The organism is Pseudonocardia sp. GCM10023141, from assembly GCF_042653605.1.
The window spans coordinates 231,671-245,843 of sequence record NZ_JBHSIR010000006.1 but is presented as its reverse complement, the minus strand read 5'-3'; the positions used below and the strand labels follow the sequence as shown (position 1 = coordinate 245,843).

Here is a 14,173-nt window from a genome sequence, read left to right as displayed (position 1 = left end):
ACGGTCCGGGTTCACACGGGCTGTTTCGCCAGTTCCACAGATCGAGGAGTACCCCACCGTGAAGAGCACCGTCGAGCGGCTGAGCCCGACGCGGGTCCGGATCAACGTCGAGGTGCCGTTCGACGAGCTGAAGCCGGACTTCGCGCGGGCCTACAAGAAGATCGCGCAGCAGGTGAAGGTCCCGGGCTTCCGCCCGGGCAAGGTTCCCGCGCGCATCATCGACGCCCGCCTGGGCCGGGGCGTCGTCCTCGAAGAGGTCGTCAACGGGGCGGTGCCCGCGAAGTACAGCGAGGCCGTCACGGCTTCCGATGGTGAGCTCAAGCCCATCGGGCAGCCCGACATCGAGGTCACCGAGATCGCTGACGGCGACAAGATCGCCTTCACCGCCGAGGTCGACGTCCGCCCGGAGATCACGCTGCCCGACCTCGAGTCGATCGCGGTCACCGTCGACGACGTCGAGGTCACCGACGAGGACGTCGACGCGCAGCTGGAGAACCTGCGGGCCCGCTTCGGCACCCTCACCGGCGTCGAGCGCGCGGCCGCCGAGGGCGACTTCGTCCTCATCGACCTGTCGGCCACCGTCGACGGCACCGTCGTCGAGGAGGCTGCCACCACCGGGTTCTCCTACCAGGTCGGCCAGGGTGGTCTGATCGACGGCATCGACGAGGCCATCACCGGCCTCTCGGCCGACGAGTCGGCCACCTTCACCTCGAAGCTGGTCGCCGGCGAGTACGCCGACAAGGACGCCGAGGTCACCGTCAAGGTCACGGCCGTCAAGGAGCGCGAGCTCCCCGATGCCGACGACGAGTTCGCGCAGCTCGCCAGCGAGTTCGACACGCTCGACGAGCTCACCTCCGACCTGCGCGAGCGCCTCGGTCGGGTCAAGAAGATGGACCAGGTCACCCAGGCCCGCGACAAGATCCTCGAGGCCATCGTCGACGCCACCGAGGTGCCGCTGCCGGAGAGCGTGGTCACCGCCGAGGTCGACAACGTCACCCACGACGCGGTCCACAGCTTCGACCACGACGAGGACCGCTTCGCCGAGTACCTCACCTCGCAGGGCAAGACCCGCGAGGAGTTCGACACCGAGACGCGCACCGAGGCCGAGAAGTCGGTCCGCACGCGCCTCGTGCTCGACGCACTGGCCGATGCCGAGCAGGTCTCGGTCAACGACCAGGAGCTCACCGAGCGCATCGTCTTCCAGGCCCAGCAGTACCAGATGCCGCCGGAGGAGTTCGTCCGTCGCATCCAGGAGGCCGGCCAGCTCGGCGCCATCTACGCCGACGTGCGGCGCAGCAAGGCGCTGATCACGGCGGTCCGCGCGGCCACCGTCACCGACGCCGCTGGTGCCGAGGTCGACCTGTCGGAGCTGCTCGGCGACGACGAGGACGACGCGCCCCAGGTGCTCGAGGTTCCGGCCCCGGAGGAGGACACTGCGTCCGGCGACACAGCGTCCGACGTGGACGCAGCCGCCACCGACAAGGCCGACGCCGAGTCCACGACGGCAAGCACTTCCTGATTCACCCGGGCGGGCAACGCCCACAGCGAACACGCGGCCTCATCCGGGCGGGCTGCCCGCCCGTCCGCGTAGGGTCGAAGTCGGACAACAGACGCGAGCTGACCAGCAGAAGGCAGGGTGAAGTGAGCAAGCAGGACACCGGCCCGCGTAGCGCGGACCGCACGGTCGGAGCCTCGATGCGGGGCGGTGGCCCCTCGTCGATGACTCTCTCCGACTCGGTCTACGAGCGGCTGTTGCAGCAGCGGATCATCGTCCTCGGCCAGCAGGTCGACGACGACATCGCCAACCGGATCGCAGCACAGATGTTGCTGCTGTCGGCGGAGGACCCCGAAGCCGACATCGCGCTCTACATCAACTCGCCGGGTGGATCGGTCACCGCGGGGATGGCCATCTTCGACACGATGGAGTTCATTCCCTGCGACGTGTCCACCTACGCGATGGGCCTGGCAGCGTCCATGGGGCAGTTCCTGCTCTCAGCGGGCACTCCCGGCAAGCGCTACGCGCTGCCGCACTGCCAGATCCTCATGCACCAGCCCTCGGCTGGTGTTGGTGGCACCGAGTCCGACATCCAGATCCAGGCCGAGCTGTTCAAGCGCCACAAGCGCGAGATGGCGGAGCTGATCGCGGGCCACACCGGTCAGACGGTCGAGAAGATCATCGCCGACTTCGACCGTGACCGCTGGTTCTCCGCGCAGGAGGCACTGGAGTACGGGTTCGTCGACCACGTGATCTCCCGCGCCGGGCAGCTTCCCGACGCCACTAGCTCGAACGGGAACGGGAGCTCGAAGTGAGCAACTTCCAGATGCCAGGGGGAGTGGCTCCCCAGGGTGCACAGTCGCGGTACGTGCTGCCGTCGTTCGTCGAGCGCACCAGCTACGGGGTCAAGGAGTCCAACCCGTACAACAAGCTGTTCGAGGAGCGCATCATCTTCCTCGGCGTGCAGATCGACGACGCGTCGGCCAACGACGTCATGGCACAGCTGCTGTGCCTGGAGTCGGCCGACCCGGACCGCGAGATCAGCATGTACATCAACTCGCCCGGTGGTTCGTTCACCGCGCTGATGGCGATCTACGACACGATGCAGTTCATCCGGCCCGACATCCAGACGGTCTGCCTCGGGCAGGCCGCGTCGGCCGCCGCTGTGCTGCTCGCCGCCGGCACGGCCGGACGCAGGCTCGCGGTGCAGAACGCCCGCATCCTGATCCACCAGCCGGCCACCGAGGGCTTCTACGGGCAGGTGTCGGACCTGGAGATCCAGGCCGCCGAGATCTCGCGCGTCCGCAAGCTCATGGAGTCGACGCTGGCCAAGCACACCGGCCGTACGCCGGAGCAGGTCCGCCTCGACATCGATCGCGACAAGATCCTCACGGCCGAAGAGGCCAAGGACTACGGGATCGTCGACGAGATCATCCAGAGCCGGAAGCTGTCCGCGGTCGGCTAGATCCTGCCTGTTGGGTGGATCGTCAGTAGTGTTCGTCGCTCCGGAGCCGTCCTCGGCTCCGGAGCTGATCGCCCGCCGACACGTCGCCGAATCTTCGGGAGCTGATGCTCCCCTGGGGGCGTGTCGAGCGGGTACCGTCACGAGGGCGCGCCTACCGGACACGCCGGATGGGATCGCACCAGATGGGATATGGGGTCTGCACTCATGGCACGCATCGGTGACGGCGGTGACCTGCTCAAGTGTTCCTTTTGCGGGAAGAGCCAGAAGCAGGTCAAGAAACTGATCGCCGGCCCTGGCGTCTACATCTGCGACGAGTGCATCGATCTCTGCAACGAGATCATCGAGGAAGAGCTCGCGGAGGCCGGTGAGGTCAAGCTCGACGAGCTGCCCAAGCCCGCCGAGATCCACGACTTCCTCGACCAGTACGTGGTGGGCCAGAGCCAGACCAAGCGCACGCTGTCGGTCGCGGTCTACAACCACTACAAGCGCATCCAGGCCGGCGACAAGATGCGTGGCGGCGACGGCGACGGTGTTGAGCTCTCGAAGTCCAACATCCTGATGCTGGGCCCCACCGGCTGCGGAAAGACCTACCTCGCGCAGACGCTCGCGAAGATGCTCAACGTGCCCTTCGCCATCGCCGATGCCACCGCGCTCACCGAGGCGGGGTACGTCGGCGAGGATGTCGAGAACATCCTGCTGAAGCTCATCCAGGCAGCGGACTACGACGTCAAGCGCGCCGAGACGGGCATCATCTACATCGACGAGGTCGACAAGATCGCCCGCAAGTCGGAGAACCCGTCGATCACGCGCGACGTGTCCGGCGAGGGTGTCCAGCAGGCGCTGCTGAAGATCCTCGAGGGCACCACGGCGAGCGTTCCGCCGCAGGGCGGCCGCAAGCACCCGCACCAGGAGTTCATCCAGATCGACACGACGAACGTGCTGTTCATCGTGGCCGGGGCCTTCGCGGGCCTCGAGCGGATCATCTCCGATCGGGTGGGGCGGCGCGGGCTGGGCTTCGGCGCGGAGATCCGTTCGAAGAACGACCTGGAGTCCTCGGAGAGCTTCGCCGACACGATGCCGGAGGATCTGATCAAGTTCGGCCTGATCCCGGAGTTCATCGGCCGTCTGCCGGTGGTCGCCTCGGTCACCTCGCTCGACAAGGAAGCCCTTGTCAAGATCCTCACCGAGCCGCGCAACGCGCTGGTGAAGCAGTACCACAAGCTGTTCGAGATGGACGGCGTGGAGCTGGAGTTCACCGACGACGCGCTCGAGGCGGTGGCCGACCAGGCCATCCTGCGCGGCACCGGCGCCCGTGGCCTGCGGGCCATCATGGAAGAGGTGCTGCTGCCGGTCATGTACGACATCCCCAGCCGCGATGATGTGGCCAAGGTCGTCGTCACCGAGCAGACGGTGCGCAGCAACGTCAACCCGACGATCGTGCCGCGCACCCCGGCCCGCCGGGCCCGGCAGGAACGATCCGCCTGACTCTGCACGTACCCGAACGCCGGTCCGCTGATCAAGCGGGCCGGCGTTCGTGTGTGTGCGAGCAACTGTTGCGACCGCACCTATCTCGTTCTAGGTTCACCCCGTCGCGTGTCGCACCGTTGCGAGGGGGAGCTCGATGGCTGCCGGATTTCTGAGTCGCGAACGGATCGTCGCGCCCCCGGGCTGGAGCCGCTGGCTCATCCCGCCCGCCGCGTTGTCGATCCACCTCGCGATCGGTCAGGCGTACGCCTGGAGCGTGTTCAAGCCGCCGCTGGAAGCCGGCATGCACATCTCCGGTGTGGAGAGCGCGCTGCCGTTCACCCTCGGCATCATCATGCTGGGCCTCTCGGCGGCACTGTTCGGCACGAAGGTGGACGCCAACGGGCCGCGGTGGGCGATGGTCGTGTCGTCGGCGTGCTTCGTGGCGGGGTTCCTCATCTCCGCTCTGGGCCTGTACCTGCGCCAGTACTGGCTGGTCGTCGTCGGGTACGGGTTCGTGGGCGGCATCGGGCTGGGCATCGGCTACATCTCGCCGGTGTCCACCCTCATCAAGTGGTTCCCGGACCGGCCGGGCCTCTCCACCGGCATCGCGATCATGGGCTTCGGCGGCGGGGCGCTCATCGCGTCACCGTTGACGACCCAGCTGCTCACGGCGTTCGGCGGCGCCGGGAAGACGCCTGATGTCAACGGCATCGCGCAGACGTTCCTCGTGATGGGCATCATCTACGCGGTCTTCATGGCGGTGGGATGGCTGCTGATCCGGGTGCCGGCGGAGGGGTGGAAGCCTGCGGGCTGGGACCCGGCGGCGCAGCGCGTCGGCGCGCTCATCAGCACCGCCAACGTCTCGGCACGCAACGCGATCAAGACGCCGCAGTTCTGGCTGCTCTGGGTGGTGCTCTGCTTCAACGTGACGGCGGGCATCGGCATCCTGGAACGCGCCGCGCCGATCTTCACCGACTTCTTCCCCGGCACCGCGGGTGTGGCGGCGGCCGCGGCCGGGTTCGTCGCGATCCTGTCGCTGGCCAACTCGCTCGGCCGCATCCTGTGGTCGTCCACGTCGGACTACCTCGGGCGCAAGAACATGTACCGGATCTACCTGGGGGTCGGGGCGCTGCTGTACCTGGCCGTCACGCTCACGACGAACGGCAACAAGGTCGTCTTCCTGCTCTGCGCGCTGCTGATCCTGTCGTTCTACGGCGCCGGCTTCTCCACAGTGCCGGCGTACCTGCGCGACCTGTTCGGCACCTACCAGGTGGGTGCCATCCACGGTCGGCTGCTCACGGCGTGGTCGGCGGCGGGGGTGCTCGGCCCATTGCTGGTCAATGCCATCGCCGACAGCCAGATCGCGGCGGGGGTGGCAGGCCCCGGTCGCTACACCGCGTCCTTCACGATCATGATCGTGCTGCTGGTGATCGGGTTCATCTGCAACGAGCTGATCAGACCCGTGAACGCGAAGTTCCACGAGCCGGCGACGGAGAATGCGGGGGCAGCGGCGTGAGCGTCGAGATGGAGAAGACCGCTCCGGCATGGGGTCCGGCGCAGTGGGTCGGCGCCGTGCTCGCGTGGCTGTGGGTGCTGGTGCCGCTCGGCTACGGCCTCTACCAGCTCCTGCTCAAGATCCCCGCCCTGTTCGGGAGCTAAGCTCCGCCCGTGAGCGGGAGTCAGGATGCGCAGGCGTTGGCGGAGTGGGTGGCGGCGGTCGGCCGGGAGCTCGGCCTCGGGGACGGGGTCGAGGACGGCTCGATCGTCGACATGGTGCTCGACCTGACCGCCGACGTCGCGCACGGGGTGAGCCGGCCGGGCGCGCCGGTCACGGCCTTCCTGGTCGGGCTGGCCGCCGGCCGCGCCGCTGACCCGGTGGCCGCGGCGCGGGAGCACGCGGCCACCGTCAGCAGGCTGGCCGCGGGGTGGCCCGACACCCGAGGCTGACGGAGGGTCTCAGCCCGTGATGTTCATCTGCGCGATGACCTTGGTCGGGCGCAGCCGCACCACGAGCTCGCCGGGCACGGCATTGCGCCTGCCGAACTCCTCGGCCCGCTCGGGACCCATGTACCGGGCAGCGAGGGCGGTGGCCGTGCGCAGCAGCTCGGCGGGATCCTCCGAGATCTCCACAACCCCCTGGACCTGCACGAACGCGAACGGTGACTCCTGCAGGTCGACGCAGAGGACCAGCCGCGGATCGCGTGCCACGGCCTTGCCCTTCGCCGTGCGGGCACCGGTGTTGAACACCAGTTCGTCGCCGTCGATGAAGAACCAGACGGGCGCCACCAGCGGGCGACCGTCGGCGGCCAGGTAGCCGATCTTGCCGGTGCGCGTGCCGGCGGAGAGGAACTCGCGGACCTCGGGGGTCAGTTCAGCGGACACCCCGGCACCCTAACCGCGGCGTGGGAACCCGACCGGAGGCGCACACACGTCCCCCCGAACGTCAGGAGGGACGCCCTGCTGGCGTCTCGAGCGGGCGGGAATAGCCACGCCGACCCCGCGCCTTGCACCACAGGTCGGATCGGCCGGCTTCGCGCGGGGGAGTGCTCATTGACGACCGGACTGACCGGGGTCGCTGTGCGCGCCCGCATCCCGAAGGTCGTGCCGCTGCTGGCACTGAGCACGTTCGTGCTGGGCACCAGCGAGTTCATGATCGCCGGGCTGCTGCCGGAGATCGCGACGGACCTGCGCATCACGATCCCGCAGGCCGGCTACCTGATCTCGGCCTTCGCCATCGGCATGATCGTCGGCGCGCCCGCGATGGCCGTGCTGACGCTGCGCATGCCGCGGCGCATCACGCTCGTGGCCGCGCTGGTCGTGTTCGTCGCGGGGCACGTGCTCGGCGCGCTGGCGCAGGACTACACCGTCATGGTCGTCTCGCGCGTCGTCTCCGCGGTCGCCACCGGCGCGTTCTGGGCGGTTGCGGGCGTGGTCACGGTCTCCACCGTCGGACCCGGTGACCGGGCCCGCGCGCTGTCGGTGCTGCTGGCCGGTCTCACCGTGGCCAACGTCGCGGGCGTGCCCCTCGGCACGCTGGTCGGGCAGCAGTTCGGCTGGCGGGCATCGTTCTGGGCGGTCGCGGCGCTGGCCGGGATCGGCATCGTCGGGGTGCTCGTCAGCGTCCGCAACCGGGACGCGGCCGAGCCGCCGCTGCGGATCGCGGACGAGGTCGCGGCGTTCCGGCGCGGCCGGCTCTGGCTCGCGCTCGGCACCACCGCGCTGTACCAGTCGGGGATGATCGGCGCGTTCTCCTACATCGCGCCGCTGCTCACCGACGTCGCCGGGCTCGACACCCGCTGGGTGCCCGCGGTGCTGCTCGGGTTCGGTGTCGGGGCACTGGTCGGCATCATCATCGGCGGTCGCATCGCCGACGCCCACCCGTGGACCAGCCTGCTCGGTGCGCTCGCCGCCGCGGCCGTCCTGATGTGCGTGGTGGGCCTGCTGGCGTCGATCCCGGTGGTCGTCGTCGTGGCCGAGGTGCTGCTCGGCGCGATCGCCTTCATCGCGGGCGCTCCGCTCAACGCCCGCGTCTTCGCACTCGCGGGCGACGCCCCGACGCTGGCGAGCGCCACCAACACGTCGGCGTTCAACGTCGGCAACTCGCTCGGTCCGGCGCTCGGCGGGATCGCCATTTCCCTGGGTCTGGGTTACACGGCACCGTCGTGGCTCGGTGCGGTGTTGATGGGCGCCGCGATCGTGCTGGCGCTGCTCTCGTGGCGGATCGACCGCCGCACCGGCTCCGGATCGTCACGCTGAGCAGGCACCACGACGACCCGCTCGGACCGTGGCGTCCGCATCGCGGACAAGGGAGGATCGACAGCATGCGAACGGTGTGCGGGCTGGCCCGACGGGCAGAGACGCTGCTCCGTCGCGCCCGGCCGGCCGCGGCCCCGATGCCGGCCGTGCGGCCGCTCGCGGGGGGGCGGAGCCCACTGCTGGGCGGGCGCCTGGGCGAGCAGCGCCGCGGTGGCGTCCGGCTCGACCAGGTCGACGGCACCACCTGCGGCAGCGCCGTGCTCGTCGCGCTGGCGGCATGGGCCGACCCGGCCGAGACGCTGCGCCTCGACGGTGAGCGTCCGGCGGGCCTGCTGCCGGGCAACGGGGGCGGCTCGGCCGCGCGCGAGCCGGCCGCGAGCATCTCCATCGGCTTCGGGGCGCGCTACGACGCGCGGCAGCGGCAGGTGCACAAGGAGTCCACGCGGTTCTGGCCGCAGGCCATCGGGACGTCGCCGTGGGGCATGGTCGCGTGGCTGCGCAAGCACGCGCCGGGCGCCGGTCCCTACCGCGTGCGGCTGGTCGACGACCGGTCCGCCGCCGACGTCGCCGATGCACTGCTGGCCGCGGGTATCGCGCTGGCCGCAGGCCGACCGGTGCCGATGCTGATCGGACCGGTCCTGCCGCGCCACTACGTCATGGCGCTGGGCACCGACGCCGACGGCTGGCGCGTCTACGAGCCCACCAGCGGTGAGGTCCGCAACCTCGACCTGGAGCGGGTACGCACGAGCACCCTGGCCCCGGTGCTCGGCTTCGACCGCCTCCACGCCCTACTGCTGCCCGCCTGACCCGGTCACGCACACCGTCAGGGGGTGGCGCACACCGTTGACGATGTGCGTCACCCCCTCGCGGTGTGCGTCAGCGGCCCGCGAAAACCCGATGGTGAGGGGCTCGTAGACTTGACAGGGTGACCGACACCCTCCCGCCGCGTACTGCCGACCTCCCCGCCCAGTGGAATCCGGGCGAGGTAGAGGCCGGCATGTACGAGCGCTGGGTCGAGGCCGGCTACTTCACCGCCGATGCCGCCAGCGAGAAGCCGCCGTTCTGCATCGTCATCCCGCCGCCCAACGTCACCGGCAGCCTGCACATCGGGCACGCCTTCGAACACACGCTCATCGACGTCCTGTGCCGCCGCAAGCGCATGCAGGGCTTCGAGACGTTGTGGCTGCCGGGCATGGACCACGCCGGCATCGCCGTCCAGGCGCTGGTCGATCGCGCGCTGGCGGCCGAGGGCACCACCCGCCGTGAGCTGGGCCGCGAGAAGTTCATCGAGCGCGCCTGGGAGTGGAAGGCCGAGCACGGCGGGTCCATCCTGGGCCAGATGCGGCGGCTGGGCGACAGCGTCGACTGGTCTCGCGAGCGCTTCACCATGGACGAGCGCTCCAACCTCGCCGTCCGCACGATCTTCAAGAGCCTCTTCGACGAGGGCCTGATCTACCGCGCCGAGCGGATGGTCAACTGGTCACCGGCGATGCGCAGCGTCCTGTCCGACGTCGAGGTCGACCACAAGGAGGTCGAGGGCGAGCTCGTCTCCATGCGCTACGGGGACGGCGACAACGCGATCGTCGTCGCCACCACCCGCGTCGAGACGATGCTGGGCGACACCGCCGTCGCCGTCCACCCCGACGACGAGCGCTACCGGCACCTCGTCGGCACCGAGATCGAGCTCCCGCTGGTCGGTCGCATGATCAGGATCGTTGCCGACGAGCACGTCGATCCGAGCTTCGGCACGGGCGCCGTCAAGGTCACCCCGGCCCACGACCCCAACGACTTCGAGATCGGCCGCCGGCACAACCTGCCGATGCCCTCGATCATGGACGAGTCCGGGAAGATCGCGAACACGGGCACCGAGTTCGACGGGATGGACCGCTTCGAGGCGCGGGTCAAGGTCCGCGAGGCGCTGGCCGCGCAGGGCCGGATCGTCGCGGAGAAGCGCCCCTACCTGCACTCTGTCGGCCACGCCTCGCGCGGTGAGTACGAGCCGATCGAGCCGCGGCTGTCGCTGCAGTGGTTCGTCAAGGTCGGCCCGCTGGCCCAGGTCGCGGGCGACGCCGTCCGCGACGGCTCGGTCACGATCCACCCGAAGGAGCAGGAGCCCCGCTGGTTCAGCTGGGTCGACAACATGCACGACTGGTGCATCTCGCGCCAGCTGTGGTGGGGCCACCGCATCCCGGTCTGGTACGGCCCCGACGGCGAGGTCGTCTGCGTCGGCCCCGACGAGGAGCCGCCTGCCGGCTGGACCCAGGACGAGGACGTCCTCGACACCTGGTTCTCCTCGGGCCTCTGGCCGTTCTCCACGCTCGGCTGGCCGGAGAAGACCCCGGATCTCGACAAGTTCTATCCGACGTCGGTGCTGGTCACCGGGTACGACATCATCTTCTTCTGGGTCGCCAGGATGATGATGTTCGGCCACTACGCCATGGACGGCGTCCGGCCGTTCGACACGGTCGCGCTGCACGGCATGGTCCGCGACCAGTACGGCAAGAAGATGTCGAAGACGGTCGGCAACACCGTCGATCCGAACGCCTGGATGGACACGTTCGGCGCCGACGCGGTCCGGTTCGCGCTCGCGCGGGTCGCCAACCCCGGCACCGACGCGCCCATCGGTGAGGACAACGTCGCCGCGGCCCGCAACTTCGGCACGAAGCTGTGGAACGCCACCCGGTTCGCCCTGTCCAACGGCGCCTCCACCACGTTGCCGCTGCCGGTCGCCCCGACCGACGCCGACGCCTGGATCCTCGGGCGCCTCACCGAGGTCCGCGATCAGGTCGACACGCTGCTGGACGACTACCAGTTCGCCAAGGCCAGCGAGGCGCTCTACCACTTCGCGTGGGACGAGTTCTGCTCCTGGTACATCGAGCTGGCCAAGCCGCAGCTCAGCGACGAGGCCACCGCCGACGGCACCCGCGCGGTGCTGGGCCACGTCCTCGACGCGCTCGTCAGGCTGCTGCACCCGACCATGCCGTTCATCACCGAAGCCCTGTGGCAAGCGATTCAGGGGCAGGCGATCACCGGCGGCGAGTCGGTCGTCGTGGCACCCTGGCCGGCCGACGCGGGCCGTCCCGTCGACGCCGCCGCAGGCGCGCGGGTCCTCGACCTGCAGAAGCTGATCACCGACGTCCGGCGCTTCCGCACCGAGCAGCGGGTCCCCGACAGCAAGCGGGTGGCCGCGCGCCTGGTCGGGTTGGACGCCGCCGGGCTCGGCGGGCACGCCGCCGCGATCGCCTCGCTCGTTCGCCTCGACGCTGCCGGCGCCGAGTTCACGGCCACGGCCACGGTCGAGGTCGCGCTGGCCGGCGGTGTCGTCCACGTCGAGCTCGACACCTCCGGCGTCATCGACGTCGCCGCCGAGCGGGCCCGGCTCGGTCGTGACCTCGCGGCCGCGCAGAAGGAGCTCGACCAGGCCGACAAGAAGCTCGGCAACCCGAAGTTCGTCGACAAGGCACCGGCCGACGTCGTCGACGGGATCCGGGGGCGCCGGGCCGCGGCCGTTGCCGACGTCGAGCGGATCACGGCCCGGCTCGCCGCGATGCCGGGCGCATGAGCGGCCCCGAGGACGACGAGTACCGGGACGGCGACTACCAGGACGCGGCCTTCGCCGACGAGACCGGCCGTCCCGAGGGCCAGGGTGAGATCCCGTCGCCGGAGGACGCGGTCATCTCCCACGTCCTCGACGCCATCCGCGGCGGCGACGGCCTGGACGCCATCCCGGCCACGTCCACGGCCATCAGCTTCGGCGAGTTCCTCGCCGCCGACGCCGAGCTGGATCGGCGCTGGCCCGAGACGGTCATGGAGCCGTCGCTGGAGAAGATCACCGCGCTGGTCGACGCGCTGGGTGATCCGCACCGCGGCTACCCGGTGGTGCACCTGACCGGCACCAACGGCAAGACGTCCACGGCGCGCATGATCGACGCGATCCTCACCGAGATCGGCCTGCGCACCGGCCGCTACACCAGCCCGCACCTGCAGCGGGCCACCGAGCGCATCAACGTGGACAACCGGCCGATCACGCCGGAGCGCTACGTCGAGATCTACCGCGACGTCCTGCCGTTCGTCGAGCTGGTCGACGCGAAGCACGGGGCGCTGTCGAAGTTCGAGGTGCTCACGGCCATGGGGTTCGCGGCGTTCGCTGACGCCCCGGTGGAGGCCGCGATCATCGAGGTCGGCCTCGGCGGCACCTGGGATGCCACCAACGTCGCCGACGCCACGGTCGCGGTGATCACGCCGATCGGCGTCGACCACGTCGAGTACCTGGGCTCCGACATCCTGGGCATCGCGCGGGAGAAGGCAGGCATCATCAAGCCCGGCTCCGTCGCGGTGCTCGCCGCGCAGGACAAGGAGGTGGCGCAGGTGCTCCTGGATCGCGCCATCGCCGTCGACGCGCAGGTGGCTCGCGAGGGTGTGGAGTTCGGGGTGCGCGACCGCGAGATCGCCGTGGGCGGGCAGCGGATCTCGCTGCAGGGCCTCGGCGGAGTGGTCGACGACATCTTCCTGCCGTTGCACGGTGAACACCAGGCAAGCAACGCCGCGCTCGCGCTGGCCGCCGCGGAGGCGCTGGTCGGGGCCGGCCCGCGCCAGCCCCTCGATCCGGACGCGATCCGCGCGGCGTTCGCGCGCGTCCAGTCGCCGGGCCGCCTGGAGCGGCTCGCGGCGGGGGAGGGCGGGCCCACGGTGCTCGTCGACGCCGCCCACAACCCGCACGGCGCCCGCGCGCTGGCCGCGGCGATCACCACCGAGTTCCGGTTCACCCAGCTCGTCGGCGTGATCAGCGTGATGCAGGACAAGGACGTGCGCGGCATCCTGCAGGAGCTGGAGCCGGTGCTGAACGAGGTGGTCGTCACGGCCAACTCGTCGGCCCGCGCCATGGACGCCGACGAGCTGGGGGCACTGGCCACCGAGGTGTTCGGTGGGGCGCGGGTCAGCGTCGAGCCGCAGCTGGCACTGGCGGTGGAGCAGGCGAGCGAGCTGGCGGAGGAAGCCGGCCTGTCCGGGGTCGGGGTACTGATCACCGGTTCGGTGGTCACCGCGGGCGAGGCCCGCACGCTGTTCGGCAAGGAACCGGCGTGACCGCGCCGGAGGAGCCGCCTCGACCCGCGCCACCCGACCCGATGAAGGGCATCCGCGGCGTCTTCGCCGCCACGCTGGTGCTCGAGGCCATCGTGGTGCTGCTCGCGCTGCTGGTGCTGTCCAAGTTCGGCGACGGCGCCACGCCGCTGGGCGTCACCGTGATCGTCGTGATCGCATTGCTGATGATCGTGGCGTGCGGGATGCAGCGACGGCCGTGGGGTCTGGGGCTGGCACTGGGCCTGCAGGTGGTCACCATCGTGTGCGGGTTCCTCTTCGTACCGGCACTGGGCTGGATGGGTGGGGTGTTCCTGCTCGTGTGGATCGGGCTGCTGCTGATGCGGCGCGACGTCGCGCAGAAGATGGCCCGCGGCGAGCTGCCGTCGCAGCGGAGCTGAGCCGATCGGTCGCCGCCAGACCGGTCATCGTCAGCCCGCCGGGATCGGCTCGTCGCCCGGCAGCGGGATCCCGCACCCTGGTCCGGGCGCGGGCAGCGGGCGCAGGAAGGCCGAGCCGGGCAGCGACCAGATACCCCGGCCCGCCACGGCGAGCGTGATCGATCCGTGCGGCGACGCCACCAGTTGCGTGTCCGACGTCGAGCCTGCGTAGCGTGCGCGGATCGCCGCCTGCGGTCAGCAGCAGCGTCCCGTCGGTGCCGAGCCGACCGGCCAGCCGCGCACCGGTGGCGTCGCTGAGCCGCCGCACGACGACGGTGGTGGCGTCCGACCAGTACACCAGCAGGTCGCCGTGGAGCCCGATGATCCGTTCCCGCCCCGCGCCGGTGCGCGCCAGCACCCGTACCCGGCCCCGCTCCGATCGGACCGCGACACCCGCGGGCGTGGCGACGCCACCGTCGACCAGCAGCAGCGGGGGTCCACCGCCCAACGCGTAGGCGCCGGCGCGGAGCA

Annotated in this window: 15 protein-coding genes; 13 read left to right on the top strand and 2 right to left on the bottom strand. The window is 70.4% G+C overall.

Annotated elements, in window-relative coordinates:
* Window positions 1-58 precede the first annotated feature (58 nt).
* The 7 genes from tig (at window position 59) to ACFPFQ_RS02165 (ending at window position 6,374) form a co-directional block, all read left to right on the top strand.
* Window positions 59-1,519, top strand: a complete 1,461-nt coding sequence (gene tig / locus ACFPFQ_RS02195; RefSeq protein WP_379614140.1) for a trigger factor — start codon at window positions 59-61, stop codon at window positions 1,517-1,519.
* A 176-nt stretch (window positions 1,520-1,695) separates the two neighbouring features.
* Window positions 1,696-2,310 (top strand): ATP-dependent Clp protease proteolytic subunit, encoded by a 615-nt coding sequence (locus tag ACFPFQ_RS02190; protein WP_379614337.1) that lies wholly within the window; start codon window positions 1,696-1,698, stop codon window positions 2,308-2,310.
* Between the two features lie 11 nt (window positions 2,311-2,321).
* Window positions 2,322-2,960 carry an ATP-dependent Clp protease proteolytic subunit gene (locus ACFPFQ_RS02185; RefSeq protein WP_379614335.1) on the top strand — a complete coding sequence of 213 codons (639 nt, stop codon included), beginning with the start codon at window positions 2,322-2,324 and terminating at the stop codon, window positions 2,958-2,960.
* A 204-nt stretch (window positions 2,961-3,164) separates the two neighbouring features.
* A complete protein-coding gene (gene clpX / locus ACFPFQ_RS02180; RefSeq protein ID WP_379614138.1) occupies window positions 3,165-4,445 on the top strand; it encodes an ATP-dependent Clp protease ATP-binding subunit ClpX in 1,281 nt (426 codons plus the stop codon).
* Between the two features lie 136 nt (window positions 4,446-4,581).
* On the top strand, window positions 4,582-5,943 hold the full coding sequence (locus ACFPFQ_RS02175) for an OFA family MFS transporter (protein WP_379614136.1): 1,362 nt from the start codon (window positions 4,582-4,584) through the stop codon (window positions 5,941-5,943).
* Window positions 5,940-6,086, top strand: coding sequence for an MFS transporter small subunit (locus tag ACFPFQ_RS02170; protein WP_379614134.1), 147 nt, complete (start codon window positions 5,940-5,942; stop codon window positions 6,084-6,086). The genes ACFPFQ_RS02175 and ACFPFQ_RS02170 overlap by 4 nt, the downstream gene beginning before the upstream one ends.
* 9 nt (window positions 6,087-6,095) lie before the next feature.
* Window positions 6,096-6,374 (top strand): DUF6457 domain-containing protein, encoded by a 279-nt coding sequence (locus ACFPFQ_RS02165; protein ID WP_379614132.1) that lies wholly within the window; start codon window positions 6,096-6,098, stop codon window positions 6,372-6,374.
* Window positions 6,375-6,383: 9 nt separating this feature from the next.
* Here the strand turns inward: ACFPFQ_RS02165 and ACFPFQ_RS02160 are convergent, their stop codons facing one another.
* Window positions 6,384-6,809 carry a PPOX class F420-dependent oxidoreductase gene (locus tag ACFPFQ_RS02160; RefSeq protein ID WP_379614130.1) on the bottom strand — a complete coding sequence of 142 codons (426 nt, stop codon included), beginning with the start codon at window positions 6,807-6,809 and terminating at the stop codon, window positions 6,384-6,386.
* 168 nt (window positions 6,810-6,977) lie between these two features.
* Here ACFPFQ_RS02160 and ACFPFQ_RS02155 point away from each other — a divergent pair, with 168 nt between their 5' ends.
* The 5 genes from ACFPFQ_RS02155 to ACFPFQ_RS02135 all read left to right on the top strand — a co-directional run bounded on the left by ACFPFQ_RS02155 (window position 6,978) and on the right by ACFPFQ_RS02135 (window position 13,663).
* Window positions 6,978-8,183 (top strand): Cmx/CmrA family chloramphenicol efflux MFS transporter, encoded by a 1,206-nt coding sequence (locus ACFPFQ_RS02155; RefSeq protein ID WP_379614128.1) that lies wholly within the window; start codon window positions 6,978-6,980, stop codon window positions 8,181-8,183.
* A 65-nt stretch (window positions 8,184-8,248) separates the two neighbouring features.
* Window positions 8,249-8,989, top strand: a complete 741-nt coding sequence (locus tag ACFPFQ_RS02150) for a hypothetical protein (protein WP_379614126.1) — start codon at window positions 8,249-8,251, stop codon at window positions 8,987-8,989.
* Between the two features lie 119 nt (window positions 8,990-9,108).
* Window positions 9,109-11,745 carry a valine--tRNA ligase gene (locus ACFPFQ_RS02145; protein WP_379614124.1) on the top strand — a complete coding sequence of 879 codons (2,637 nt, stop codon included), beginning with the start codon at window positions 9,109-9,111 and terminating at the stop codon, window positions 11,743-11,745.
* A complete protein-coding gene (locus ACFPFQ_RS02140; RefSeq protein ID WP_379614122.1) occupies window positions 11,742-13,268 on the top strand; it encodes a bifunctional folylpolyglutamate synthase/dihydrofolate synthase in 1,527 nt (508 codons plus the stop codon). Before ACFPFQ_RS02145 ends, ACFPFQ_RS02140 begins: the two co-directional genes overlap by 4 nt.
* On the top strand, window positions 13,265-13,663 hold the full coding sequence (locus ACFPFQ_RS02135; RefSeq protein ID WP_379614120.1) for a DUF4233 domain-containing protein: 399 nt from the start codon (window positions 13,265-13,267) through the stop codon (window positions 13,661-13,663). Before ACFPFQ_RS02140 ends, ACFPFQ_RS02135 begins: the two co-directional genes overlap by 4 nt.
* Before the next feature lie 30 nt (window positions 13,664-13,693).
* Here the strand turns inward: ACFPFQ_RS02135 and ACFPFQ_RS02130 are convergent, their stop codons facing one another.
* Window positions 13,694-13,843: a hypothetical protein gene (locus tag ACFPFQ_RS02130; RefSeq protein WP_379614118.1), complete on the bottom strand. Its 150-nt coding sequence runs from the start codon at window positions 13,841-13,843 to the stop codon at window positions 13,694-13,696.
* 74 nt (window positions 13,844-13,917) lie between these two features.
* On the opposite strand from ACFPFQ_RS02130, the gene ACFPFQ_RS02125 reads away from it, so the two are divergent.
* Window positions 13,918-14,157 carry a hypothetical protein gene (locus ACFPFQ_RS02125; RefSeq protein WP_379614116.1) on the top strand — a complete coding sequence of 80 codons (240 nt, stop codon included), beginning with the start codon at window positions 13,918-13,920 and terminating at the stop codon, window positions 14,155-14,157.
* Window positions 14,158-14,173 lie beyond the last annotated feature (16 nt).